The 24,534-nt window shown below is 71.8% G+C and carries 25 protein-coding genes; 15 read left to right on the top strand and 10 right to left on the bottom strand.

Translation table 11 applies throughout. The annotated features are described in order from the left end of the window. Window positions 1-51: 51 nt before the first annotated feature. A complete protein-coding gene (locus tag ACGFH8_RS21940) occupies window positions 52-1,329 on the bottom strand; it encodes an MDR family MFS transporter (protein WP_393369877.1) in 1,278 nt (425 codons plus the stop codon). A gap of 153 nt (window positions 1,330-1,482) precedes the next feature. On the opposite strand from ACGFH8_RS21940, the gene ACGFH8_RS21945 reads away from it, so the two are divergent. Continuing rightward, complete coding sequence (locus ACGFH8_RS21945) at window positions 1,483-2,250, top strand: phosphoglyceromutase (RefSeq protein WP_357068292.1); 768 nt, start codon at window positions 1,483-1,485, stop codon at window positions 2,248-2,250. A gap of 50 nt (window positions 2,251-2,300) precedes the next feature. On the opposite strand, the gene phoU is transcribed toward ACGFH8_RS21945, so the two are convergent. Next, window positions 2,301-2,954, bottom strand: coding sequence for a phosphate signaling complex protein PhoU (gene phoU / locus ACGFH8_RS21950; protein WP_393369880.1), 654 nt, complete (start codon window positions 2,952-2,954; stop codon window positions 2,301-2,303). 204 nt (window positions 2,955-3,158) lie between these two features. On the opposite strand from phoU, the gene ACGFH8_RS21955 reads away from it, so the two are divergent. Together ACGFH8_RS21955 and ACGFH8_RS21960 are read left to right on the top strand one after the other, a co-directional pair. Then, a complete protein-coding gene (locus tag ACGFH8_RS21955; RefSeq protein WP_393369883.1) occupies window positions 3,159-4,442 on the top strand; it encodes a sensor histidine kinase in 1,284 nt (427 codons plus the stop codon). A 22-nt stretch (window positions 4,443-4,464) separates the two neighbouring features. After that, on the top strand, window positions 4,465-5,148 hold the full coding sequence (locus ACGFH8_RS21960; RefSeq protein ID WP_039906992.1) for a response regulator transcription factor: 684 nt from the start codon (window positions 4,465-4,467) through the stop codon (window positions 5,146-5,148). 61 nt (window positions 5,149-5,209) lie between these two features. Here ACGFH8_RS21960 and ACGFH8_RS21965 read toward each other — a convergent pair whose 3' ends face one another. Further along, window positions 5,210-5,863, bottom strand: a complete 654-nt coding sequence (locus tag ACGFH8_RS21965) for an NADPH-dependent F420 reductase (protein ID WP_393369885.1) — start codon at window positions 5,861-5,863, stop codon at window positions 5,210-5,212. Between the two features lie 542 nt (window positions 5,864-6,405). Between ACGFH8_RS21965 and ACGFH8_RS21970 the strand changes: the two genes are divergently transcribed. Beyond that, a complete protein-coding gene (locus ACGFH8_RS21970; protein ID WP_393369886.1) occupies window positions 6,406-6,984 on the top strand; it encodes a TetR/AcrR family transcriptional regulator in 579 nt (192 codons plus the stop codon). Window positions 6,985-7,157: 173 nt separating this feature from the next. On the opposite strand, the gene ACGFH8_RS21975 is transcribed toward ACGFH8_RS21970, so the two are convergent. Next, window positions 7,158-7,955 carry a hypothetical protein gene (locus ACGFH8_RS21975; protein ID WP_393370456.1) on the bottom strand — a complete coding sequence of 266 codons (798 nt, stop codon included), beginning with the start codon at window positions 7,953-7,955 and terminating at the stop codon, window positions 7,158-7,160. 80 nt (window positions 7,956-8,035) lie between these two features. Between ACGFH8_RS21975 and ACGFH8_RS21980 the strand changes: the two genes are divergently transcribed. Then, window positions 8,036-8,980 (top strand): Ppx/GppA phosphatase family protein, encoded by a 945-nt coding sequence (locus ACGFH8_RS21980; protein ID WP_393369889.1) that lies wholly within the window; start codon window positions 8,036-8,038, stop codon window positions 8,978-8,980. A gap of 75 nt (window positions 8,981-9,055) precedes the next feature. Beyond that, complete coding sequence (locus ACGFH8_RS21985) at window positions 9,056-9,862, top strand: sugar phosphate isomerase/epimerase family protein (protein ID WP_393369892.1); 807 nt, start codon at window positions 9,056-9,058, stop codon at window positions 9,860-9,862. Window positions 9,863-9,920: 58 nt separating this feature from the next. On the opposite strand, the gene ACGFH8_RS21990 is transcribed toward ACGFH8_RS21985, so the two are convergent. Genes ACGFH8_RS21990 through ACGFH8_RS22000 form a run of 3 tightly spaced genes read right to left on the bottom strand, consistent with a single transcriptional unit; the run spans window position 9,921 to window position 11,967 of the window. Next, window positions 9,921-10,508, bottom strand: coding sequence for a CGNR zinc finger domain-containing protein (locus tag ACGFH8_RS21990; RefSeq protein WP_393369895.1), 588 nt, complete (start codon window positions 10,506-10,508; stop codon window positions 9,921-9,923). Between the two features lie 18 nt (window positions 10,509-10,526). Beyond that, complete coding sequence (locus ACGFH8_RS21995; RefSeq protein WP_393369897.1) at window positions 10,527-11,693, bottom strand: glutathionylspermidine synthase family protein; 1,167 nt, start codon at window positions 11,691-11,693, stop codon at window positions 10,527-10,529. A gap of 1 nt (window position 11,694) precedes the next feature. After that, entirely contained in the window at window positions 11,695-11,967 is a 273-nt protein-coding gene (locus ACGFH8_RS22000) for a hypothetical protein (RefSeq protein ID WP_393369900.1), read from the bottom strand. Between the two features lie 108 nt (window positions 11,968-12,075). Between ACGFH8_RS22000 and ACGFH8_RS22005 the strand changes: the two genes are divergently transcribed. From ACGFH8_RS22005 to ACGFH8_RS22045, 9 genes are all read left to right on the top strand, one after another. Next, a complete protein-coding gene (locus ACGFH8_RS22005; protein ID WP_393369903.1) occupies window positions 12,076-12,996 on the top strand; it encodes a proline dehydrogenase family protein in 921 nt (306 codons plus the stop codon). Window positions 12,997-13,119: 123 nt separating this feature from the next. After that, entirely contained in the window at window positions 13,120-14,409 is a 1,290-nt protein-coding gene (locus ACGFH8_RS22010; RefSeq protein ID WP_393369905.1) for a hypothetical protein, read from the top strand. 42 nt (window positions 14,410-14,451) lie between these two features. Beyond that, a complete protein-coding gene (locus ACGFH8_RS22015) occupies window positions 14,452-15,843 on the top strand; it encodes an efflux RND transporter periplasmic adaptor subunit (RefSeq protein ID WP_393369907.1) in 1,392 nt (463 codons plus the stop codon). Then, the gene (locus ACGFH8_RS22020) at window positions 15,840-16,751 is read left to right on the top strand and encodes an ABC transporter ATP-binding protein (RefSeq protein ID WP_393369910.1); all 912 of its coding nucleotides are present in this window, start codon (window positions 15,840-15,842) and stop codon (window positions 16,749-16,751) included. The genes ACGFH8_RS22015 and ACGFH8_RS22020 overlap by 4 nt, the downstream gene beginning before the upstream one ends. Beyond that, entirely contained in the window at window positions 16,748-17,932 is a 1,185-nt protein-coding gene (locus tag ACGFH8_RS22025; RefSeq protein WP_393369913.1) for an ABC transporter permease, read from the top strand. Before ACGFH8_RS22020 ends, ACGFH8_RS22025 begins: the two co-directional genes overlap by 4 nt. A gap of 239 nt (window positions 17,933-18,171) precedes the next feature. Next, window positions 18,172-18,381 (top strand): helix-turn-helix domain-containing protein, encoded by a 210-nt coding sequence (locus ACGFH8_RS22030; protein ID WP_110563213.1) that lies wholly within the window; start codon window positions 18,172-18,174, stop codon window positions 18,379-18,381. Window positions 18,382-18,595: 214 nt separating this feature from the next. Beyond that, the gene (locus ACGFH8_RS22035) at window positions 18,596-18,697 is read left to right on the top strand and encodes a 30S ribosomal protein bS22 (protein WP_007465623.1); all 102 of its coding nucleotides are present in this window, start codon (window positions 18,596-18,598) and stop codon (window positions 18,695-18,697) included. A 122-nt stretch (window positions 18,698-18,819) separates the two neighbouring features. Next, window positions 18,820-19,896, top strand: a complete 1,077-nt coding sequence (locus ACGFH8_RS22040) for an NAD-dependent epimerase/dehydratase family protein (RefSeq protein WP_393369916.1) — start codon at window positions 18,820-18,822, stop codon at window positions 19,894-19,896. A gap of 55 nt (window positions 19,897-19,951) precedes the next feature. Then, window positions 19,952-21,043 (top strand): lysophospholipid acyltransferase family protein, encoded by a 1,092-nt coding sequence (locus tag ACGFH8_RS22045; RefSeq protein WP_393369918.1) that lies wholly within the window; start codon window positions 19,952-19,954, stop codon window positions 21,041-21,043. A 6-nt stretch (window positions 21,044-21,049) separates the two neighbouring features. On the opposite strand, the gene ACGFH8_RS22050 is transcribed toward ACGFH8_RS22045, so the two are convergent. From ACGFH8_RS22050 to ACGFH8_RS22060, 3 genes are all read right to left on the bottom strand, one after another. After that, complete coding sequence (locus tag ACGFH8_RS22050; RefSeq protein WP_393369920.1) at window positions 21,050-21,925, bottom strand: HAD family hydrolase; 876 nt, start codon at window positions 21,923-21,925, stop codon at window positions 21,050-21,052. 171 nt (window positions 21,926-22,096) lie between these two features. Further along, window positions 22,097-22,984: a DUF5667 domain-containing protein gene (locus ACGFH8_RS22055; protein ID WP_393369923.1), complete on the bottom strand. Its 888-nt coding sequence runs from the start codon at window positions 22,982-22,984 to the stop codon at window positions 22,097-22,099. 279 nt (window positions 22,985-23,263) lie between these two features. After that, window positions 23,264-24,220 (bottom strand): ECF subfamily RNA polymerase sigma factor, BldN family, encoded by a 957-nt coding sequence (locus tag ACGFH8_RS22060; protein ID WP_393369926.1) that lies wholly within the window; start codon window positions 24,218-24,220, stop codon window positions 23,264-23,266. Window positions 24,221-24,534: the final 314 nt, after the last annotated feature.

The following is a 24,534-nucleotide window of genomic DNA, read 5'->3' on the forward strand; positions in this document are numbered from 1 at the left end:
TTAACTGTTCCGAGTGCAGGGTAGGAAATCGGGCCGCCCCGGCGCCAGTCGTCAGGCGGCCGCCTCGGCGGGTTGCGGCGTCCGGCTGGTGTCGACAGGTGCCAGTGCCTCGCCAGAGCGGCGTAGCGCGGCGGCCCGCCGCTCCCGGGCCGGCCCGGACACCAGGTGGGCCACGGCGGTCAGGACGCCGAGCGCGGCGCAGCCGTACCAGAGCGCGTCGTTGCCGACGTGCTCGCGGACCAGGCCGCCGAGGATCGGCGCGCTGGCCCCGGCGATCTGCCAGGACAGGGAGAACACGCCCTGGTAGCGACCGCGCAGCTCGGCCGGGGAGAGTTCGGCGATGAGGGTGGAGTTGGAGGGCGAGTTGAGCATCTCGCCGACCGTCCAGATCAGCACGGTCAGCCCGTAGAACCAGGCGGTGCCGGCGAACGCGGTCAGCCCGAACCCGACGCCCATCACCACGGACGCCAGCGCGAGCACGTGGGAGCGGCTCCGACCCCGGATCAAACGGGGTACGAAGAGTTGGCCGACCACGATGAGGATGCCGTTGAGCGCGATCACCGAGCCGTAGGTGGCCGGGCTCAGGTCGTCGTCGCCCATGGCGATCGGCAGCATCGAGATGTGCTGGAGGAAGACCAGGGCGGCGAACAGGTTGAGGGCCACGAAACCGAGGTAGACGCGGTCGGTGAGGATCGTGCGCAGGGCGCCGCGGGGAGCCGCGGTGGCGGTGACCGAACGGGCCTGCCGTGTCTCCGGTACCCGGGTGAAGATGATCAGCGCGGTGACCAGCATGGTGCCCGCGTCGACAACGAAGAGCAGCAGGTAGTCGGCCTGTGCGGCGAGGCCGGCGAGGACGGCGGCGCAGGCGAAGCCCAGGTTGATCGCCCAGTAGTTGAGCGAGAAGGCGCGCAGCCGGTCCTTCGCCGGCACCACGTCGATCATCATCGCACCGAACGCGGGCCGGGCCGCCTCGGCGAACATGCCGAGCAGCAGGGCGCCCAGCGCCACCGCCCAGAGGTCCCGGGCCAGGCCGAGGCCGAGCATCATCGTGGCCGCGCCCACGTGGGCGGTGAGCAGTGTCGGCCGCCGACCCCACCGGTCCGCGAGGGTGCCGCCGGCGGTGGTGCCGAACGCGCCGCCGACGCCCCACAGCCCGATCACCAGGCCCGCCTGGGAGGCCGAGAAGCCGCGTTCCTGGGTGAGGTAGATGGCGAGGAAGACGAGGACGAACGAGCCGAGCCGGTTGATCAGGGTGCCGGACCACAGGTACCAGAAGGTGGTGGGCAGGCCGCCGGTGGTGTCCCGGAACCAACTCCGCATCGTCCGCATCTGGCGCCCCCGCTTGCAAGTAATGACCGGTATGACTGTCGCGCCTTACAACCCTAGTAGCGGCCGCAGCCGCAGGTCATCCGTGTTTTCACGTGGTGGTCGTCACGACGGCTGCCCGCGTGTCCCCTCGGCGGTTGAGGCAGGATGATCCGCATGACTGCGAGCGAAGGGCCCACCGTCGGGACGCTGGTCCTGCTGCGACACGGTGAGAGCGACTGGAATGCCAAGAACCTCTTCACCGGTTGGGTGGACGTCGACCTGACCGAGAAGGGCGAGGGCGAGGCGCGGCGCGGCGGCGAGTTGATGCGCGAGCACAGCCTGCTGCCGGACGTCGTGCACACAAGCGTGATGCGCCGTGCGATCCGTACCGCCGAGCTGGCGCTGAACGCCGCCGACCGACACTGGATCGCGGTGCGCCGGTCGTGGCGGCTCAACGAGCGCCACTACGGCGCCCTGCAGGGCAAGAACAAGAAGCAGACCCTCGACGAGTACGGCGAGGAGCAGTTCATGCTCTGGCGCCGGTCGTACGACACGCCGCCTCCGCCGATCGACGACAACGACGAGTGGTCGCAGGTCGGCGACCCCCGCTACGCGCTGCTGCCGACCGAGCTGATGCCGCGTACCGAGTGCCTCAAGGACGTCGTCGAGCGGATGCTGCCCTACTGGTACGACTCGATCGTGCCGGACATCCTGGCCGGCCGTACGGTGCTGGTGGCCGCGCACGGCAACTCGCTGCGCGCCCTGGTCAAGCACCTCGACCAGATCTCCGACGAGGCGATCGCCAAGCTGAACATCCCGACCGGCATCCCGCTGCGCTACGACCTCGACCCGCAGCTGCGCCCACTCACCCTGGGCGGCACCTACCTCGACCCGACGGCAGCGAAGGAAGCCGCCGCCGCGGTCGCCAACCAGGGCCGCTGAGCCGACGACGAAGGCCCCCGGGATTCCCGGGGGCCTTCGTCCTGCCTGGTTCAGCTCGCGGAGGGCCCGCTCTGCCCGGTGATCAGGTAGATCACGTGCTCGCCGGCGTTCACCGCGTGGTCGGCGAAGCGCTCGTAGAAGCGGCCCAGCAGGGTGGCGTCGATAGCGGTCTCCACCCCGTACGGCCAGTCGTCGCCGAGCAGCACCGCGAACAGGTTCTTGTGCAGCTCGTCCATGGCGTCGTCGTCGCCGTCCAGCTCGCCGGCCAGGTCGGCGTCGGGCTTCGCCAGCACCGAGCCGATCTTCACGGCCATCCGGTCGGCGATCTCGGACATCTCGGTGAAGACCGTCCGCAGCTCGGCCGGGACGGCGGGGGAGGGGTGCCGGCGCAGCGCGGTCTTCGCCACGTGCTCGGCGAGGTCGCCCATCCGCTCCAGATCAGCGGCCACGTGCAGCGCGGTGATCATCGCCCGGAGGTCGGAGGCGACCGGCGCCTGTCGGGCGAGCAGGTCACAGACCCGCTCCTCGACGTGTCGGTAGAGGTCGTCGATCTCGGCGTCCCGCTCGATGACCGTCTCGGCGGCCTGCCGGTCGGCGGTGAGCAGGGCCCGGGTGGCCTGGCGCATGGCGGCGCGGACGCCCTCCGCCATGTCCACCAGCAGTTGGCTGACGATCTGGAGGTCGGCCCGAAACTCGTCGCGCATCATCACGTCCTGTGGTCGGTCGCCGCCGGCGGGTGCCGGCGCAGGGGGTTGAGCAGGTGCGACGCCAACGGTATGGGGCGCGGACGGACCTCGGATGAACCACGGTGAACGACGCCAGACGCAGGGGTGAACACTTCTCGAAGTGCGGGTGGTTCGTCCCGTTCTGTGTGGTAGCCAGGTTAACAATGACCCTACGATCGCCGGGTGGAGTGGACGGTGGCGGTCGTGGTGGCCGTGGCGTTGGTGGCCGGGTTGGCCGCCGGTCTTCTGCTGCCCCGGTTCCTGCCCGTGCGGGACGGCCGCTCCACGTCGACGGGGAGCATCAGCTCCCGCTGGAGCAGGGGGAGGCCCGCGATAGCCGACGAGCAGCAGGCCGGGCTCGGCCGCCGGACGATCGACTCACTCCGGGCCGGTGTCGTGGTACTGGACAACGACGACGTCCCCGTGTTGATCAACCCGGCCGCCCGCGCGATGGGGCTTCTGCGTACCGGCAGCACCCCCGGCTCGATCGCCGCGCACCCGCTGATCCGTACCCTCGCCGGCCAGGTGCGGCGCACCGGAGTGCGGCGCGAGATCGAGCTGGACCTGCCCCGAGGTCGCGACAGCGCGGGGGAGAACCCGCTCGGCGTGCACCTGCGGGCGATGGGTCTCGGCAACGGCTTCATCGCGGTGGAAGCGGTCGACGTGACCGAGTCGCACCGGCTGACCCGCGTACGACGCGACTTCGTGGCCAACGTGAGCCACGAGTTGAAGACCCCGATCGGGGCGCTGCAACTGCTCGCCGAGGCGTTGCTCGACGCCACCGAACCGGCCGACGCGGCGGCGCCCGATCTCTCCGAGGACCTGGTGGCCGCGCGCCGGTTCGCCGAGCGGATCCAGCACGAGTCGACCCGGCTGGGTCGGCTGGTGCAGGAGTTGCTGGAGTTGACCCGGTTGCAGGGCGCCGAACCGCAACCACCACCCGAGCCGGTCGCGTTGGACTGGGTGATCGCCGAGGTCGTCGACCGGACCCGGACCACTGCTTCCGCCCGTGGGGTCGAGGTGACCGTGGACGGCCAGCGTGGCCTCACCGCGTACGGCAGCGACTCCCAACTCGCCACGGCGGTGGCGAATCTGGTGGAGAACGCCATCAACTACTCGGGTGAGGACACCGCGGTGCGGGTCACCCTCCGCGGCGACGACGAGCACGTCGAGATCGCGGTCGCCGACCAGGGCATCGGGATAGCCCCGACCGACGTGGACCGCATCTTCGAGCGGTTCTACCGGGCCGACCAGGCTCGTTCGCGTGCCACCGGCGGCACCGGACTCGGCCTGGCAATCGTGAAACACATCGCGAGCAACCATGGCGGACGGGTCGAGGTGTCGAGCACTCTTGGTGGTGGATCGACGTTCACCCTCCGGCTGCCCGCCAGCCCACCGGACGACCTGCTGGCGACACTGCCGCCGGTTGGGATCGAGTCCGGTCCGGCTGGGCTACGGCAGGTCTGACAGCAATGAAAGGAAATCCCCGTTGAGCCGCGTTCTGGTGGTCGAGGACGAGGAGTCGTTCTCCGACGCCTTGTCGTACATGCTCCGTAAGGAAGGCTTCGAGGTGTCGGTCGCCGCGACCGGCACCGACGCCCTCACCGAGTTCGACCGAACCGGCGCCGACATCGTGCTGCTCGACCTGATGTTGCCCGAGATGTCGGGGACCGAGGTCTGCCGGCAACTGCGGCAGCGGTCGGCCGTGCCGATCATCATGGTCACCGCCCGGGACAGCGAGATCGACAAGGTGGTCGGGCTGGAGATCGGCGCCGACGACTACGTCACCAAGCCGTACTCGCCGCGGGAACTTGTCGCCCGGATCCGGGCCGTGTTGCGCCGGCAGAGCCCGGAGGTGGCCGAGGCGGGGGCGCCGACACTGGCCGCGGGTCCCGTGCGCATGGACATCGAACGGCACGTGGTGACCGTCGAGGGCGGGGCGGTGCAGTTGCCGCTCAAGGAATTCGAGTTGCTGGAACTGCTGCTGCGTAACGCGGGCCGGGTGCTCACCCGTGGCCAGCTCATCGACCGGGTCTGGGGCGCCGACTATGTCGGTGACACCAAGACGCTGGACGTGCACGTGAAGCGGCTGCGTTCCAAGATCGAGCCGGAGCCGTCCGCGCCGCGTTTCATAGTCACCGTCCGGGGCCTGGGCTACAAGTTCGAGCCGTGATCGGCGTACCCGAGGGGGGTCTGCGCTCGACGCAGGCCCCCCTCGGGCTGTTCGCGCTTGGTCAGCGGACGACCTTGAGGTTGAAGATCGCGGTGTCGAGCCGGCCGTAGAGCCGCAACCAGAGCGGCATCAGCATCTCGGTGCCCCGCGCGGTGGAGAGGTCGCCGAGGTCGATCACGTCGGTGTGCCCGAAGCTGATGAGCAGCCCGGTGACGATCCGCTTGGCCTCCGCGTCGTCACCGGAGACGAACACGCTGTGCTCACCGTCGGCGAGTTGACGCGGATGCACCATCAGCTCGGCGGTCAGTGTGTTGAGCGACTTGACCACCAGGGTCTGTGGAAACTCGCGCTGGATGCGTTCGGCGAGGGAGTCGGTGTTGTGCACCGACAGGGTGGGCGGGAACCCCGCGCCGAAGTCGAGCGGGTTGGCGATGTCGAGCAGCACCTTGCCGGCCAGATTCGGTGCGCCGGCCGCGCTGAGTGCCGGGAGCGAGCCGTTGCCGTTTGTGGCGTTGACCACCAGCTCGGCGGCGCTGGCGGCTTCGGCCAGGGTGCCCAGGCCGACCTCGGGGTGCTGCGCCGACCAGGCGGCGTAGTCGCCGGCCCGGGTGGCCGCGACATCGCGGGTGCCGATGGTGACCTGATGGCCCAACTCCGCGGTGCGAGCGGCGATCGCCTGCCCGACCGAGCCGGTTCCGAGAACTGCGATACGCATGTCGATCGATCCTCCGTCGGTGTGCCGAGTGGACTCGTGCCGAGTGTCAGCAGGCTAACAGACAGGTCTGTCTACTGCGGCCCCGTGAAGAGCGTCGTGCGCGTCAAGCCCACGTGCCAGGGCGGGGCGAGGCGGGCCGGGGCGCGCGGGGCGGGGCGCGCGGGGCGAGGCGGGATATGGCCGGTGGCTGGGTGGTGTCCTGCGCAACCTGTAGAGCTGCCCCAGATGTGGGGCGGGTCAGGCGTGTGGCTCCAGGAGGACTGGAATCGCGCTGCCCGCGCTGCCCGCGCTGCCCGCGCTGCCCGCGCTGCCCGCGCTGCCCGCGCTGCCCGCGCTGCCCGCTTGAAGGGTCCGCCCCATATTTGGGGCAGCTCTACAGGGGTCGCGGGGGGCTGCACCCAGGGCCGGACAGTGGACGCGCCGAAGGCGGTGGGACACCAGGCGGGCCACGCCCACGCGGTGCCGGCCGTCGACGCGGTGGGATTTGCAGACGGAACTGTCTGTAGGATCTGTGCCGCCACCAGCAGATCGAGGGAGTGTCGATGCCCGCGCCCCGCACCCCGGCCGGCTCGGCCCGGGACCGGATCCTGGACACCGCTTTCCGGCTGTTCTACGCGCACGGGCCGCGCGGCGTCGGCGTGGACACGGTGATCGCCGAGTCGGGCGTGGCGAAAGCGACGCTCTACAAGCACTTTCCGCGCAAGGACGATCTCGTGCTGGCGTACCTCGATCGGGTTGACCAGGCGTGGTTCGGCGCGTTGCGGGCGGCGGCCCGGGACGCCGGCGACGAGCCGCGCGACCAGTTGGTCGGGATGTTCGACGCCCTGGTCGGCGCCTGTCGCCGGGACGGTTACCACGGCTGCGCGTTTCTCAACACCGCCGCCGAGTCACCTGCGGGCGGGCCGGTGCACGCCCGGACGGTCGAGCACAAGACAGTGGTCCGCGCCTGGGTGACCGAGCTGGCCCGGCAGGCCGGCGCTGCCGAACCGGAACTGCTCGCCCGGCAGCTCACCCTGTTGCTCGACGGCGGGCTCGCCAGCGGTGTGCTGGACGGCGACCCGGCGATCGCCGAGGCGGCTCGGCGCAGCGCCCGCACCCTGGTCGACGACGCCCTACGCTGACCCGCCGCCGAGCGCTCAGAACAGCTTGCGCAGCGCGGCGGCGATCTCGGCAACCTCGGTCAGCCGGCTCTCCGTCACGCTGATCACCAGGTCGTACGCGATGTCCTGGTCGACCTCGTCGAGCTGAGCAACGGTGACGGCGTCCCTGATAGCAACTCTGCTACCAAGATCTGCTAAATCTGGTCGGCGGGGTGTGGGGCGACCATGCCCTGCTTCGTCCGGGCCGCGCACAGCTCGGCCAGCCGCTCGTAGGCGGCAGCGCCGATGAGCGCGGTCAACTCCGGGGCGTACGACAGGTACATCGGCTCGGCGCCGACGTGCGCGTCCGTCGAGGAGGTGCACCACCAGTCCAGGTCGTGGCCACCGGCGCCCCAACCGCGCCGATCGAACTCGGAGAGGGTGGACACCAGCACCTTGGAGTTGTCCGGCCGCTTGACCCAGTCCTGATCCCGGCGGATCGGCAGCTGCCAGCAGACATCCGGCTTGTATTCCAACGGGTGCACGCCGTCGCGCAACGCCTGACCGTGCAGAGCGCAGCCACCGCCGCCGGCGAAGTCGGCGTCGTTGAGGAACACGCAGGGACCGTCGGGGCCCTGGGTGGCGGTGCGGCGGGCCGGGTTCTTGCCGTCGATGGTGTCCTCGTCGGTCCAGTTCTTGAACCCGCGCCGGAAGTGCTGCCAGGTCGCCGGGGTGAGCCGCTTGACGGCGTTACGGACCCGCTTCTCGTCGTCCGAGTCGGTGAAGAACGCCCCGTGCGAGCAGCAGCCGTCGGCGGCCCGGCCGGCGATGATGCCGTGGCAGCCCTTGCCGAAGATGCAGGTCCAGCGGGAGAGCAGCCAGGTCAGGTCGGCGCGGATCAGGTGCGTCTCGTCAGCGGGGTCGGTGAACTCGATCCACTCCCGCGGGAAGTCCAGTGGCACCTCACGGCTGCGCGGGTCGCCTGGGTCGTCCACCAGCACACGGAGCTCCATCGTCACCCGGCCCAGCGTACGCGCGGTGACGTCCGCAGGCCGGCGAGCCGCGCAAACGAGTTGCACCTAGGGTCTTCACCATGCGACTGGGTGTCCTCGACGTCGGATCCAACACGGTGCACCTCCTCGTGGTGGACGCGCACCACGGCGCGCACCCGTGGCCGGCGCACTCCGAGAAGGTGGTGCTCCGGCTGGCCGAGCAGATCGGCCCCGACGGCGCGCTGACCGAGGCGGGTGCGGACGGCCTGGTCAAGGCCGTGGGCATGGCCAAGGCGGCGGCCACCGGCCTGGCGGCCGACGACCTGATCGCATTCGCCACGTCCGCGGTGCGCGACGCCACCAACGCGGCCGAGGTGCTGACCCGGGTCCGGGATGAGACCGGCGTACGGCTCGCGGTGCTCTCCGGCGCGGACGAGGCGCGGTCGACGTTCCTCGCCGTCCGGCGGTGGTTCGGCTGGTCGGCGGGGCGGCTGCTGGTGCTGGACATCGGTGGCGGCTCGTTGGAGATCGCCGCCGGCATCGACGAGGACCCGGGCGTCGCGATCTCTCTGCCGCTCGGTGCCGGCCGGCTGACCCGGGAGCGGCTGGGGGTCGACCCGGCCAGCGCGGCCCCGCCGTCGGCGGAGGCCGTCGAGAAGCTCCGGGAGTACGTGGACGGCCGGCTGGACAAGGTGGTCGACCAGATCACCCAGGTCGGCTGGGACCGCGTGGTCGCCACCTCGAAGACGTTCCGGACCCTGGCCCGCCTGGCCGGGGCAGCTCCCTCCGGTGCCGGGCTGTGGGCGCGGCGCAGCCTGACCCGGGCGGGCCTGCGACAGGTCATCGGGTTCATCCGACACATCCCACCGGCCCAGTTGATGGAGCTGGAAGGGGTCAGCGCGGGTCGGGCGCACCAGCTGCTGGCGGGTGCCGTGGTGGCCGAGGCGGTGATGCGTCGCCTGGATCTGGACTCGCTGGACATCTGCCCGTGGGCGCTGCGCGAGGGCGTCATCCTCCGTCGACTCGATCAACTCGAACCGATCTGACCCGGCGGCCGGTTTCGGCCGGTTTGCCGGCGTTCGTCGCAATGACGACAGCGCTGCCGGGCTACGCTGGCTGATGTGACTTCCCGCGTTCCCGTGCTCCTGTCCAGCTCGTCGGTCTTTCCCGAGCCGACCGCGGCGGCCTTCCAACTGGCCGCGGCACTCGGCTACGACGGGGTCGAGGTGATGGTCTGGACCGACGTGGTCAGCCAGGACGCGGGCGCGCTGCGCGGCCTCTCCGCGCACTACGGCACGCCCGTGCTCTCGGTGCACGCGCCGTGCCTGCTCGTCACCCAGCGGGTGTGGAGCCCGGACCCGTGGGAGCGGCTGCGCCGGGCCGCCGAGCTGGCCGAGACGCTCGGGGCGCCGACAGTGGTGGTGCACCCACCGTTCACCTGGCAGCGGGACTACGCGCGCAACTTCACCGAGGGGTTGGCCACGGTCGCGGACCGGTTCAGCGGGCTGCGGTTCGCGGTGGAGAACATGTACCCGGTGCGGATGGCGGGTCGGCAGTTCGTCCCGTACGTGCCTGGGTGGGATCCCACCGACACCGGCTACCCGTCGTACACCCTGGATCTGTCGCACTGCGCGGCCTCGCACAGCGACCCGCTGGAGATGGCCGACCGGATGGGCTCCGGGCTGGCGCACGTGCACCTGGGCGACGGCACCGGCGAGGGCCGCGACGAGCACCTGGTGCCCGGGCGCGGCACCCAGCCCTGCGGTGAGCTGCTCTCCTCGCTGGCCGGGCGTGGCTTCACCGGGGCGGTGGCGGTGGAGGTCGCCACCCGGGGCGCGAAGAGCCGCGCGGTACGCGAGGCGGACCTGCGTGCCGCGCTGGAGTTCGCCCGTCAGCACCTGACCGCGGCGTCCCCGGTCGACGCCTGACCACGTCCGCGTCCCCGGTCGACGCCTGACCACGTCCGCCCGCAACGGGCGGGCGGTGTCAGCTGACCGGTGAGAGCGCGTCCACGGCGCTCGTCGGCTGCGCGGCGACCGGCACCTGCTCACCGACCGCCGCCCGCTTGCGGGCCCGGTGCGCCGCCACGTGCGAGCGGGTGGCGCAGCGCTCCGAGCAGAACCGCCGGCAACAGTTGGACGACGTGTCCAGGTAGACGTTGCCGCACCGCTCGTCGGCGCAGACCCCGAACCGGGCACTGCCGTACTCGCAGAGCCAGACCGACAACCCCCAGACCGCGCCGGCCAGGTATTCGGCACTGACCGAGGCGCCCCGGCTGGTCACGTGCATGTGCCAGTCGCTGGAGTCGTGCCCGGAGATGCGCGGCTGCACCGGGAAGGCCTCGAGCAGCGCGTTCAGCTCGGTGACAGCCTGGCCGTCCCGCCCCGAGGTGCCGTACTCGAAGACGTCGCGCAACCGTTTCTGGGCTCGCCGGAAGATCGCGACGTCCCGGTCCGCGACCTCGTCGCGCATCCAGGCGTTCTCGTCGGGGAAGAGGGCCCGCAGGTCGTCGAGGTCGTCCAGGCGGGCGTTGACCAGGTCAACGCCGGTCCGGGCGTACGCGTCGAAGTTCACGCCCCAACGGTAGACGACTCATGGGGTGCGTGCCGCGTCGATGTAGTGCGGCAGGAACCTCGCGTAGCCGTCGGTGATCAGACTCGCGCTCTCCCGCACGCCCACGCCGGCCGACTCACCGTCGACGATCCAGCTGCCCAGCACCATCCGGTTGCCGTCGAACTGCGGCAACGCCCGGAACTCCTGGTAGCACCAGCCCTCGTCCCCGTAGATCCCCGGATTGGTGATCTCCTCCTCGGCGGTGACGATGCGTACCGAGCCGCCCTCCCGGCCGAGCAGCGGCTTGGCCACGTACTCCGTCATGCCGCGCGGCGAGTCGAGGTAGGCGGGAAGGAGCAGCTCGTGGTCGGGGTACAGCTCCCAGAGGACCGCCAGCAGCGCCTTGTTGGACAGCAGCAGCTTCCACGCCGGCTCGATCCAGGTGGTCGGGGTGCCCGGGGTCAGCGCCGCCGGCCCGTACGGCTCGGCCAGCATCCACTCCCACGGGTAGAGCTTGAAGCACGTGGTCACCGGACGGTCGTCGGCGTCGACGAAACGCCTGCCGTCCCAGCCGATCTTCTGGATCGGAAGCAGCTCGACGTCGAGGCCGGCCTGACGGGCGGTCTCGGCGAGGTAGCCGGCGGTCACTTGGTCCTCGCCCGACTCCTCCTCGTTCGACCAGAGCACGTGCACCCGTCGGTCGTGCAGCCCGGCCCCGATCTTGGCCCAGGCGCCGACCAGTCGCTCGTGCAGGCTGTTCCACTGGTCCAGCTCCGGCCGGGTCTGCTCCAGCCAGTACCACTGGATGATGCTCGCCTCGACGAGCGCGGTGGGGGTGTCCGCGTTGTATTCCAGCATCTTCGGTGGCCAGGTGCCGTCGTACGCCAGGTCGAAGCGCCCGTAGAGGGTGGGTGGGGCCTCCCGCAGCGACCGGGCCACGGCGTCGGCCGCCCACTCCGGGATGCCGAAATCGGCGTACCGGCGGGTGGCCACCACGTGCGCGGCGGCGGCCACCGACATCCGGTGCAGCTCCTCGGTGGCCTCCTCCAGCCGCAGCACCTCGTCGAGGTCGAAGGCGTACGCGCCGGTCTCGTCCCAGTACGACATGATCCCGCCGTCGGGCAGCTCGGTGTCGACGTAGACCAGACCCTGCGCCCGGATGGTGGCGTCCCAGTCGGGTCGGGGCGTGACCTTCTCGCGGCGCACCTCAGCCGCCGCAGGAGGCGAGGTGGGTGCCGAACCCACCCCGATCGGGCAGGGCTGCCGTGGTCGGCTCCGGGGCGGCGCGGCCGGCGGCCGGGTCGGGGACCCGCATCGCCAACGCGACCGTGTCGCCGCCGCCGACCGGCCCGAGGGCGCAGTCGTCGTCATCGTCGTCGTCAGAGGTCATGTTGCAGCCGGAGAGGGCGAGCGCGAGAGCGGTGAGCGCGCCGAGCTGCACGGAGGCCGACCGTAGCCGGCGGCGGGGGCGTTGGTCCACGGCATCGTTGTAGCCGATGGGCGCCACCGCCGTTGCCCCGCCCCCGGGTCCGGGGCGACCCTCCCCGCCCCTCGGCGGGGGTCCTGGCAGGGGCGATACGCTCGGCTCATGCTCCGTTCCGTCATCCTCGCCGCCTCCCGGTCATCCCAGGTCGAGCGGCTCGTCGCGACCGCCCCGTACACCCGGGACGTCGTTCGCCGGTTCGTCGCCGGCGCCACCACCGACGACGCGTTGCGCGCGACCCGCGAGCTCGTCGACAACGGTCTCGCGGTCACCCTCGACCACCTCGGTGAGGACACCGTCACCCCCGAGCAGGCCATCGCCACCCGGGACGAATACCTGAAGGTGCTGAAGATGCTCGGCGGCGCCGGGCTCACCCCGCCCGCCGAGGTGAGCGTGAAGCTCTCCGCTCTCGGACAGATGTTCGACGAGCAGTTGGCGTACGACAACGCGCGGGCGATCTGCACGGCGGCGGACGCGGCGGGCACCACCGTCACCCTGGACATGGAGGACCACACCACCACCGACTCGACGCTCGAGGTCCTCAGCCGGCTTCGCAAGGACTTCCCGTCGACCGGGGCCGTGCTCCAGGCGTACCTGCGCCGGACCGAGTCGGACTGCCGGGAGCTGTCCTCGGCCGGGTCGCGGGTGCGGTTGTGCAAGGGGGCGTACAAGGAGCCGGAGTCGGTGGCGTACCAGTCGGCCCGGGAGGTCGACAAGTCGTACGTCCGCTGCCTGAACATCCTGATGTCCGGCGACGGCTACCCGATGCTCGCCACCCACGACCCTCGGATGATCGCGATCGGCGAGGACCGGGCCCGCTGGTTCGACCGGGGACCGGAGCGCTTCGAGTTCCAGATGCTCTACGGCATCCGCCCGGAGGAGCAGACCCGTCTGGCCGGCGAGGGCTACACGGTGCGCACCTACGTCCCGTACGGCGACGAGTGGTACGGCTACCTGATGCGCCGGCTCGCCGAGCGCCCCGCCAACCTGGTCTTCTTCGGCCGCGCCCTGATCTCCAAGAAGTAGTTCCCCCGGTTCGGCCGACGGACCGGACCGATCGGCCGGGGCGGCTTCGCCCCGGCCGACGGACCGGACCGATCGGCCGGGGCGGCTTCGCCCCGGCCGACGGATGGTCGTACCCTTCGGCGGGTGACTGACGGGGTGCAGCAGCCAGCACCACGGCGGCTCTGGCCGCTGTGGACGGTGCTCGTGGTGGTCGTCCTGCTGCTGGGCTGCGGCCTGCCGGCGCTGCTCGTCGTCGGCGTGATCCGAGAGGGTGGCGCCCGATCCACGATCAGCCGGGCCGGCGCCTCGACGGCCGACGACCCCGCCACCGCCGCGGCCCGCGAGCTGACCGACCGGATGACCGCCCAGCTCGACAGGCAGTCCGCGGCGCTGCTCGGCGGTGACCGCGCCGGCTTCCTCGCGATCGCCGAGCCCGTCGTGCACACCGAGCTGCGCCGACGCTTCTCAGCACTCCGCGAGCTGAAGGTGACCGTCTGGCGGGCCGAACCGAGTGGCCTGCCCGCCCCGATCATCGGCAAGCCGGGGGAGTGGCGGCTCCTGGTCCGCTTCCAGTACTGCTTCGTCGCGCCGAACTGCCGGCCCAGTCCGGTGCTGATCGGCACCCGCTGGCGGGAGAACGGCGACCAGCCCCGGTTGGTCGCCATTGAGGAATCCAAGTCGGTGGAGACCGGCACCCGACCGTGGGAGGTCAGCGACCTGGTCGTGGCGATCGGCGCGCGGACCATCGTCGCCACCACCCCGGCGCTACGCGGCAAGCTGCCCGGCCTGCTGGCCCAGGCCGAGGCGGCGGCCAAGGTCGCCGACGGGTACGTGGTCGCGGGCTCGCCACCGGACCGCTACCGGATCTTCTACGCCGGTCGCGCCGAGTGGAAGCGCTGGTACGGCGGTGACCGGCCGGGGTGGACCGGCGGTTACGCGGTGACCGTGGGCGGCGGCCACCACGAGGTGGTGCTCAACGCCGACGGGCTTCCCAGCAGCGGCACCGACGACCTGCTCCGGCACGAGTTGACCCACGCGGCCTCGCTGCCGGAACGCGGCTACCCCGGCAAGACCACCTGGTGGCTGGTGGAGGGGCTGGCCGAGTTCGCCGGCGCCGGGGGTCAGGCGGTCGACAGGTACGAGGGGCTCGCCGAGGTACGCAAACTGGTCCGGGGCAGGTGGGACGGCAAGTTGGCGGGCGTCAACCCGGCCGACGACGCCTCCGCCGAGCAGGTCGGCGGCAGCTACGGTGTCGGCTACCTGGCCGTCCGGCACCTCGTCGACAGGTACGGGCCGCAGCGGTTGCTCACCTTCTTCAAGGCCGTGGTGCACGAGCGCAAGACCCTCGACGTGGCCGCCGAGGAGGCGTTCGGCGAGCAGTGGTCGACGCTGCACGACGAGTGCGTCGCGTATGTCCGCGCCGCCACCGCCTGACGTGCTCGCGGGTGGCGCGACGGTGCGCCGTACCATCGATGGGTGCGCCGCCCTCAGTCACCTCGGCCGGGCAGCACCATCCGGCCTCGCCTGCTCGTCGCCCTGACCGCCGTCGCCGTCCTCACCTTCACCACCGCTGCCTCGTGCGGCGACGACGACACCGACCTCGCGCTGGCGTCGGCGGCCCGCAACCCGGTCAGCGAGCTGATCGATGCCCCGGCGACGGTGACCGCCCGCGCCGCCGCGACCCTCACCGCTCCCGCCGACGGCACGCTGAGGAGCCTGCGTGTCCAACCCGGACAGCGGGTGAAGAGTGGTCAGGTCCTCGCCGTCGTCGACTCGCCCGCGGCCCAGCAGCGGCTGCGTCAGGCGAAGGAGGCGTTGGACGCGGCGAAGCGCGCCGGTCGGGGTGTCTCCACCGGCAACCTGACCAGCAGTCGACGTGGCACCGACAGGGCGGCCGACGAGGCGTTCGACGCCACCCGTAAGGCCGCCGAGAAGATCGCCGACCCGCAGGTGCGGGACGCCCTGCTGACCCAGGTGACGGCCGCGCAGCGGCAGTACGCCGCCGCCGCGCGCAGCGCCGACCAGGCCGTCCGCGCGGTGCAGCGGGGGATCAACGGGCTGAGCTCGGCCGTCGGGGCGCTCTCCGCGGCGCAACGGCTACAGGCCCAGCAGGCGTACGACCTGGCGAAGGTGACAGTCGACGCGTTGACCCTGCGCGCGCCGATCGCCGGCATCGTGCAACCGGGCGGCACCCGGGCCGGCGGTGGCCCGAGCGGTGGCCTCGCGGGGCTGTTGGAGCAGGCCGGTGGCGCCCAGGCGGGCGGCATCGACCCGTCCGTGCTGACGCCCGGCCAGGGCGGGCCGCCCGCCGGGGTGGACGACGCGGTCGCGGTCGGCGGCCAGGTCACCGCCGGCACACCGGTGCTGACAGTTGTGGACACCGGGCAGTTGGGGTTGCTCGCCGAGGTGGACGAGACCGACGTGCTGCTGGTCCGGGCCGGTGTGACCGCCACCGTCGAGTTGGACGCGGTCAGCGGCGCCAGCTACGACGCGACGGTCCGCTCGGTGGACGTGCTGCCCACCAACTCCGCCCAGGGCGGGGTGACCTACCGGGTGCGCCTCTCGCTGGGCGCCGGAAAGCTGGCCGAGGACGCGCCGGCCCCGACGCCCCGCCCGGGCATGAACGCGATAGTGCACCTGCGGGTCCGCGAGGCCGCCGACGCGGTGACCGTACCCGCCTCGGCGGTGTTCTCCGCCGACGGCCGGGACGCGGTCTGGGTGGTCCGCGACGGCCGGGCGGGCCGGGCGGCGGTCACCGTGGGCGTCCAGGGGTCGGATCTGGTGCAGATCCTCAACGGCGTGCAGCCCGGCGACCGGATCGTGGTGCGCGGCACCGACCAGGTGCGTGACGGCCAGGAGGTGCGGTGACCGACGCCCCGCCGGCGATCGAGGCGGTGGAGGTGTCCCGGACGTACCAACTGGACGGGGTGTCCGTCGAGGCGTTGCGCGGGGTGTCCCTCGTCGTGCGACCGGGCGACTACGTGGCCCTGGTCGGTCCGTCCGGCTCGGGCAAGTCCACACTCATGCATCTCCTCGGCGGGCTGGACCGGCCGACCGGTGGCCGGTTGGTGATCGGCGGTCGGGACGTCAACACCCTCGCGCCGCCGGAGATGGCCGCCCTGCGCAACGAGACGATCGGTTTCGTCTTCCAGGCGTTCCACCTGCTGCCGCGTACCTCTGCGGTGGAGAACGTGGCCCTTCCGCTCGTCTACCGGGGCGTGCCGGCGCGGCAGCGTCGGGAGCGGGCAGCGGGGATGCTCGGCCGGGTCGGCCTCGGGCACCGCCTGGACCACCGGCCCAACCAGATGTCCGGCGGGGAGCAGCAACGGGTGGCGATCGCCCGCGCGCTTGTCACCGAGCCGACGGTGCTGCTGGCCGACGAACCGACGGGCAACCTGGACAGCGTCACGGGCACGGCGGTGCTGGAGCTGTTGGAGCAGTTGAACGTGGAGTCCGGGGTGGCGCTGGTGATGGTCACCCACGACCAGGAGGTGGCGGCCCGAGCCCAGCGGCGGATCACGATGCGCGACGGAGTGGTCGTGTCGGACAGCGACACCCCTCATGATCGACCGCCGTCCGTCGATACCTGTCGACCTGCGACACTGGTCTCCGCTCCCAGCGCGGAGCCCCGGTCCGCGTCCGGAAGCGGCCCGGGGCACCCGTCCGGTGGCTTCGGTGGCGCCGCCGGAGCCACCGGGCGCCTTCCGCGGGAGGCCGATCCGGGCCGGCCCGAGGTCGAGCGGCCCGAGGTCGAGCGGCCGGGGGGCGCGGCGTGAGGGTCGCCGAGGCGTGGCGGGTGGCGCTGGACGCCCTGCGGGCCAACCGGTTGCGCAGCGCGCTGACCATGCTCGGGGTGATCATCGGGGTCGCCTCGGTGGTCCTGCTGGTGGCCATCGGCACCGGCACCAAACAGAAGGTCGAACAGCAGGTCGAGGGCCTCGGCTCCAACCTGCTGCTGGTGGTCCCCGGCCGGATCGAGGTGGGCAACGCGCCGGTGGTCTCGCCGCTGACCCTCAAGGACGTCGACGCCGTCAGCCGGGTGGTCGGCGACCCCGACCTGGTGGCGGTCACCGTCGCCTCCGGAGCGACCGCGCGAGCCGGTGCCCGTTCCGACTTCACCACCGTGCAGGGGGTGCTGGAGACCACCCCGACGGTGTTCACGCGGTCGCTGGCCCGGGGCCGCTATCTCACCCGCACCGACGTGGACACCAGCCGACGGGTGGCGGTGCTCGGCGACGCGGTGGCCCGCACGCTCTTCCCGGACCGGGACCCGCTCGGCCAGCAGGTGACGCTGGCCGGGGTGCGGTTCCGGGTGATCGGCACCTTCGCGCCCCTCGGGCAGAGCCTCGGCGTCGACCGGGACGACGAGGTGCACGTGCCGGTGACCGCCGCGCAGCGGCTCTGGGGCACCCAGCGGGTGGACGGCATCGCCGTGAAGGCCCCGGACCGGGAACGGATCGACGAGCTGGGCGAACGGATCGTCGCGGAGCTGAACCGCCGCCACCCGGACACCGAGTTCAGCGCGGTCACCCAGCAGCAGATCCTCGGTGTGCTCGGCGACATCCTCGGCATCCTCACCGGCGTACTCGCGGCCATCGCCGGCATCTCCCTGCTCGTCGGCGGTGTCGGGGTCTCCAACATCATGCTGGTGAGCGTGCGGGAGCGGACCCGGGAGATCGGGCTGCGCAAGGCCGTCGGGGCCCGCCCCCGCGACATCGGTGTGCAGTTCCTGCTGGAGGCGGTGCTGCTCACCACGATCGGTGGGGTGACCGGGATGGCGCTGGGCGTGGGCACCGCCCTGCTGATCGACGGGCTGTCGCCGATCCCGGCCGCGATCACCTGGTGGTCGTTGGCGCTCGCCTTCGGGGTGTCCGCCGTGGTGGGCATCGTCTTCGGGGTCGTCCCCGCGCAGCGCGCCGGCCGACTCGACCCGGTGGTCGCGCTGCGCGCCGAGTGAACAGCGCCGGAGCGACGGAGACGCCGGGGCGGCGTCGGAGCAACCGGACGCGGGGCGCGGGTGGGGAGATTCCGGGAGTGTGGATCGGGTGAACGGCGAGAAGAAACATGATCAGTTGTACGAAGGGATCGCGCCGGTCACAGCCGCCCCGCTACCGTACTGGTAACACGCGCGTCGCCGCCCGGCCCGGAGCATCCGTCGGGTTGGCACGCGCCGGGCATGGGATGGGTTGGTGAGCCATGGCCGGGTCACAGTCCGACGGGCGACTGTCGGAGGTCAGGTTCCTGACCGTCGCGGAGGTGGCGACGGTCATGCGGGTCTCGAAGATGACTGTCTATCGCCTGGTGCACAGCGGTGAGCTCACCGCCGTCCGGGTCGGCAGGTCGTTCCGGGTGCCCGAGCACGCGGTGCACGAATATCTCCGGGGCGCTTTCCAAGAGACCGCCTGAGTCGTCGTTCGGCTTCCCAGGTGCCGTCCAACCGGCATCGACGGGGGCGCGTTGGTCCGGCTGAGGCCCTCCGGCTACCCTGGAGCCCGACCGAGACCCCACCGGTGCGCCCCGCCGCCCAGACTGGTCCGGTCCGTTGTCCGCAAGCGGTCGCCGTCGCCACCTGCGTGGTGTCATCCGGTCCGCCCCGCACGTTGTATCGAAAGGCTGTCGTATGGGCTCGGTGGTCAAGAAGCGCCGTAAGCGCATGGCTAAGAAGAAGCACCGCAAGCTGCTGCGTAAGACCCGCGTCCAGCGTCGCCGTCTCGGCAAGTGATCGCCGCCGGGCTCCGTGCCCGGCGTTCGGCGGCACTTGCCAAACTGTCGACCCCCGGAGGCTCAGGTGATCAGGCCGTGGTCGTCCCGGCTCGGTCCATCCTGCCGGGGTAGGTGCGTCAGATGACCCCCGGTGGCACCTCAGGTGCTCCGGGGGTCGTCCTCGTCACCGGGGTAGGCCGCTACCTCGGTGCCCACGTGGCGGCCCGGCTGGCCGCCGACCCGCGTATCGAGCGGGTCATCGGCGTCGACGCACCGGAGTCCGGCACCGAGTTCACCGACCTGCTGGACCGGGTCGAACGGCTCCGCGTCGACCCGGGTTCGCTCGGTGGCCTCCTCGCCGACCTGGACGTCGACGCCGTCGTGCACCTCGCCCTGGTCAGCTCCCCCGACCCGCAGCACGGTGGCCGGTCCGGGATGAAGGACCAGAACGTCATCGGCACCATGCAGCTCCTCGCCGCCTGCCAACGGGCACCACGGCTGCGCAAGCTCGTGGTCCGCTCGTCGACCGCCGCGTACGGGGTGTCGTTCCGGGATCCGGCGGTCTTCACCGAGGAGACCGAGCCCCGCGAGGTGCCGCGCGGCGGTTTCGGCCGCGACATTCTCGACCTTGAGGGGTACGTCCGTGGCTTCCGGCGCCGCCGGTCCGACGTCACCGCGACGGTGCTGCGCTTCGCCCCGTTCATCGGCTCGACCGCCGACACCACGTTGACCCGCTACTTCGCTCAGCCGTTCGTGCCGACGGTCTTCGGCCGTGATCCTCGGTTGCAGTTCCTGCACTTCGACGACGCGTTGGAGGTGCTGCACCTGTCGATCGTGGAGGACCATCCCGGCACCTACAACGTCGCCGGTCCGGGGGTGCTGTCGCTGTCGCAGGCGATCCGGCGGGCCGGTCGGGTCGCCGTACCGGTGCTTGAACCGGGTCTCTCCGGTGCCGCCGCGCTGGCCCGCAGCATGGGCTTCGGCCGTTACGGCCTGGACCAGGTCGACCTCTTCGTGCACGGCCGGGTGGTCGACACCAGCCGGCTTGAGCAGGAGTACGGCTTCACGCCCCGCTCCACCGCCAAGGCGTTCGAGGACTTCATCCGCGCCCACCAGGGCGGGGTGGTCGTCACCCGGGGTCAGTTGGCCGCCGCCGAGCAACTCGTCCTGGACGGCATCCGGCAGGTCCGCTCCGCAGTCCGAGAGCGGTCGTCGTGAGCGCGAGGAGTGAGCCGGTTTTGCGAGCCCCGCAGTCGCGAACCGAGGTGGCACCGTGACCGGGCCGGGGGAGGGGCGCGAGCCGCAGGGGATCGGGCGTTTCGACGTACCGCGGCCGCCCGCGATGGACGTGGAGCCGGCGCGGCGTAACGGACATCGGCCGGCCGCCCAGGTCGCGCCGACCCCGACCCCGACCTCGACGCCGGGCGACGAGGTCGACACCGCGGCCACCGACGAGCCCGGGGGTGACCTGGTCGGCTCTCCGGCTTCGGGCGGCACCGCGCCGGCGGTGCGGGACCGGCCGGGGGACCACTGGGACCGCAAGGTCGCCAACGGCCTGGCCTTCCTGCGCCGGCGCCTCTCCGGCGACTACGAGGTCGACGAGTTCGGTTTCGACTCGGAGTTGACCGACGCGGTCTTCCACCCCCTGCTGCGGCTGCTCTACCGGGACTGGTTCCGCACCGAGGTCAGTGGCATCGAGCACGTGCCCGTCGACGGACCCGCCCTGGTGGTCGGCAACCACTCGGGGACTGTGGCGCTGGACGCGTTGATCCTCTCGGCGGCGCTGCACGACAAGCATCCGGCCCACCGCTACCTTCGGCTGCTCGGCGCCGACCTGGTCTTCCGGATGCCTGTGGTGTCCGAGTTGGCCCGCAAGACCGGTGGCACGGTGGCCTGCAACCCGGACGCCGAGCGGCTGCTCGGCGGCGGCGACCTGGTCGGGGTGTTCCCCGAGGGTTTCAAGGGCATCGGCAAGCTCTACGCCGACAGGTACAAGCTGCAACGGTTCGGGCGGGGCGGGTTCGTCTCGGCGGCGCTGCGCACCGGCACCCCGATCGTGCCGGTCGCCATCGTCGGCGGCGAGGAGATCTATCCGATGCTCGCCGACATCAAGCCCCTGGCGCGGCTGCTCAAGCTGCCCTACTTCCCGGTCACGCCGACCTTCCCGTGGCTCGGGCCGCTGGGCATGGTGCCGCTGCCGAGCAAGTGGCTGATCGAGTTCTGTCCGCCGATCCCCACCGCGCACCTGACCGACTCGGCGGACGACCCGCTTGTGGTCTTCAACCTCGCCGACCAGGTGCGGGAGACCATCCAGCAGACCCTGCACACACTGCTGGAGCGACGGCCGGACCCGTTCGGTCCCTGAGGTTTCTCAGCCGGCGCGGCGGCGGCGCTGCAACGCCAGCCCGGCGGTGACGGCGCCGACGACCAGCCCGGCCGCCGCCGTCGACGGTACGGCGATCTTGACCGCCCGGCGTCCGGTGCGGAAGTCCCGTACCTCCCAGCCGTGCTGGCGTGCCTGCCGCAGCAGGGCGCCGTCCGGGTTGACCGCCACCGCCCGGCCCACGGCGGAGAGCAGCGGCAGGTCGTTGGCCGAGTCGCTGTAGGCCGCGCAGCGGATCAGGTCGAGCCCTTCCACGGCGGCGAGTTGGGTGACCGCTTCGGCCTTCGCCGGCCCGTGCATCAGGTCACCCACCAACCGCCCGGTGTACGCCCCGTCCACCACCTCGGCCACCGTGCCGATGGCACCGGTCAGGCCGAGCCGGGCGGCGATCACCCGGCCGATCTCCACCGGGGCGGCGCTGACCAGCCAGACCCGCTGGCCGGCCGCCAGGTGCCGTTGCGCGAGTTGGTGGGTGCCGGCCCAGATCCGGGGAGCCATCATCTCGTCGAAGATCTCCTCCGCGAGGTGCTCCACGTCGTCGACCCGCCAGCCCTCGACGAAGGCCAGCGCGGCCTCCTTGGCCAGGGACATGTCACCGGCGTGCTCCCGGGCCAACAGCCGGAACCGCAGTTGCTGCCAGGCGAAGCGGGCCAGGTCGGCGGTGGTGACGTAGTTGCGGGAGGCGAGCCCACGGGCGAACCAGTAGATCGACGCGCCCTGCATCATCGTGTTGTCCACGTCGAAGAAGGCCGCAGCGGTCGGGTCCGGTGCGGGGGTGACGGCGGGGGTCAGGTCGGTCTCGGCCCAGCCCGCGGTGTGCCCGTGGGCGTCGGTGCTGACCGTCACCTTGCGGGTGCGCGCCACTCGACTCCCTTCCTCACCGGTAACGACGGATGCCCCAGGGCATGTCGAAGCCCCTGGCCGGGGGCTTCTGACACATGCCCTAGCGAGGGTAGCCGCCGCGCACGGTCGACCGGCCGGGCACAGAACGAACTGTGGCGAGGCCGGTCGGACGTGCGGTATAGGGGGAGGGGGTCAGCGCGCCCCGGGGCAGGCGCTCGGGTACGGGCCGAGGGTGTCGCTGGTGGTCGGGGCCGGCAGGCCGCAGGCGATCGCCGCGCCCAGCGTGTCGGAGCGCTCCCGGATGCTGTCCAGCAGGCGCAGGGACCGCTGGGTCCGTTCCCGGTCGACGCGGGTGCTCCCGTCGAGCAGACCGCTGACCGCCCGGCGTTGGCTGGTGACGAACGTGTTGAGCGTCTCCAGGCTGCCCGGCTCCGCCCGCTGCGCCGCCGCGGTGGTCAGCAGGCGGACACCCTGCCGGGTGTCGGCGTCCATGTCGTCGAGGACAGCGCTGTAGCCGATCCGGTCGCCGCGCAGCTTGGAGGCCTCGGCGAGTCTGGTCCGGGCGAAGTCCAGGAAGAGTTGACCGCGGCTGATGTCGGAGCTGGCCAGGGCGAGCTGGGCCCGTTCGGTCGAGCGCTTCATGCCGTACAGCGCGTCGCCGGGCACCGCGTTCTCGCTGGCGGCGGAGATGCCGGAGACGGCGATGGCGCCGGCGGCGATGCCGACCAGGATCGCGCCCCGGGCTCGGGCCCGCCGGGCGGTGACCGCCGGCAGCAGCCGGCCCCGGGCGGTCGTGGCCGGACGCGTGGCGGCAGGTTCGCCGGCCGTCGGCGCGGTGCCGAGCCCTTCCCGTTCGGCGGTGGCGAGCAGCATCGCCCGCAGACCGGTCCGGAAGTCCTGGTCCACCTCGACAGCCGGAGGGTCGGTCCTGATCCGTTGGCCCACCGCGACGAGGGGCGCGAGTTGGCTGTCCACCCGGGCTCGTACGTGGTGTCGCCGAGCGCCGTTGGCCTCGTCGAGAAGCTGCGCGAAGCGCTCGGCGCGCCGGCGAGAGAAGAGGATGTCGTCCACCGCAGGCACCTCCTCTCGCTGGTCACGGCCGGTCGGCCGCCGTCAATGCCGGGGACCGGGCGGCAGTGTGACACCACGGAGGTGAGGTGCCGCCGGCTCGCCGGTCGGACCTCGGTGCCCCGGCCTGCCGGGACAACCACCGGTCGCACCCGGAGAAACGCGGCGGACCGGGCACGGGTTACGGGCCTGGCGGGGCGGAAATTACAGAAAGTGATCGTCGTCACCGGGCGGGACCGACCCTGAGCTGCACGGACGTCGATCGACGCCCATCGGTCCCGCCGCCACAAACTACGGCTGAAAGCCGTCCGGGAGCAGTCGGGCCAGGGCACGCACGGCGCGGTACTGGAGGGCCTTGATGGCACCCTCGTTCTTGCCCATCGCGCGAGCTGTCTCGGCGACCGAGAAGCCCTGGAGGAAGCGGAGCACGATGCACTCCTGCTGCTCCGGGTTGAGCTGCTTGACGGCGGTGAGTAGCGCGACGTTAGTGATGTGTTCCACCACCGCCGCCTCCGGGCTGCCCTCCGGGCCCCGGTCCTCCCGATCGGCGTCGAGCACGTCACCTGTGGTGACCTCCAGCCGGTACCGGCCCGACTTGAAGTGGTCTGCGACCAGGTTGCGGGCGATCGTCACCAGCCAGGCGCCGAGGTCGCGGCCCTGCCAGGTGAAGCTGCCGATCCGCTTGAGCGCACGCAGGAAGGTGTCCGAGGTGAGGTCCTCGGCGAGTTGGCGGTTGCCGACCCGGAAGTAGATGAACCGGAACACGGTGTCCACGTACCGGTCGTAGATCAGACCGAACGCCTCGGACTCGCCGGCCTGGGCGCGCTCGATGAGAGTCCAGACCTCGGTGGCCGGGTCGGACGGGTCCGGGCGGCTCGGGAAGCCGGTCGGGGTGGTGGCGGTGGTGGCCGGCACCACCGGGATCACCGCCGTCTCGCCCGCCGCCGGATCGGTGGTCACCGTCGGTGTGTCGCTGACCCGTCGACCCTGCGCCGGCATTGTCGGTCGGGGTGGAACGGCGACCCGGCCGCCGGTTGGCCGTGCGTTTCCGCCGGGCACCACGGGCCGCGGCGGCGGCTCGTTGTGGTGTGGCCGGCTGCGGGTGCGTTGGGTCGCGCCGTCGCCCCGCACGGCGGCGCCGTGCGGTTCGTCCAGCGGGGCGCGGGCCGTCGGTCTCTCGTTGACGTGTGAGCGTGCCGGCTGGCCGGTCAGGCCGAGCGGGCGTTCCGCGTAACCGAAGGTGGTCACCGAGTTGCCCCCGTCCCGTCGGTCGCCGGATGGGCCGGTCTGTGCGTTGTCGGGGCGGACCGACCGGGCAGTCGGTCGGGCAGGACGGTCACGGGGGTTGCCGATGGGCGGCAAATCCCCTGGAGGTGCTGGTCCAATGCGCTAACAGGCACGGGGGCCTCCTCGGGCTGAGGGGTGTCGACTCACGGCAAATGGGGTGAGCCGACCCGAGTGATAATAGGGCCAACGTCACCCGCGCGTGGCAAGTCCGTTACACAAGGCGGAAGTATTTCCCGCTCCGTTCGACCACTGCCGGACCGGTTGTCCGTCGTGTG

The sequence above is a fragment of the Micromonospora sp. NPDC049175 genome (genome assembly GCF_043197345.1).
Taxonomy (GTDB): domain Bacteria; phylum Actinomycetota; class Actinomycetes; order Mycobacteriales; family Micromonosporaceae; genus Micromonospora.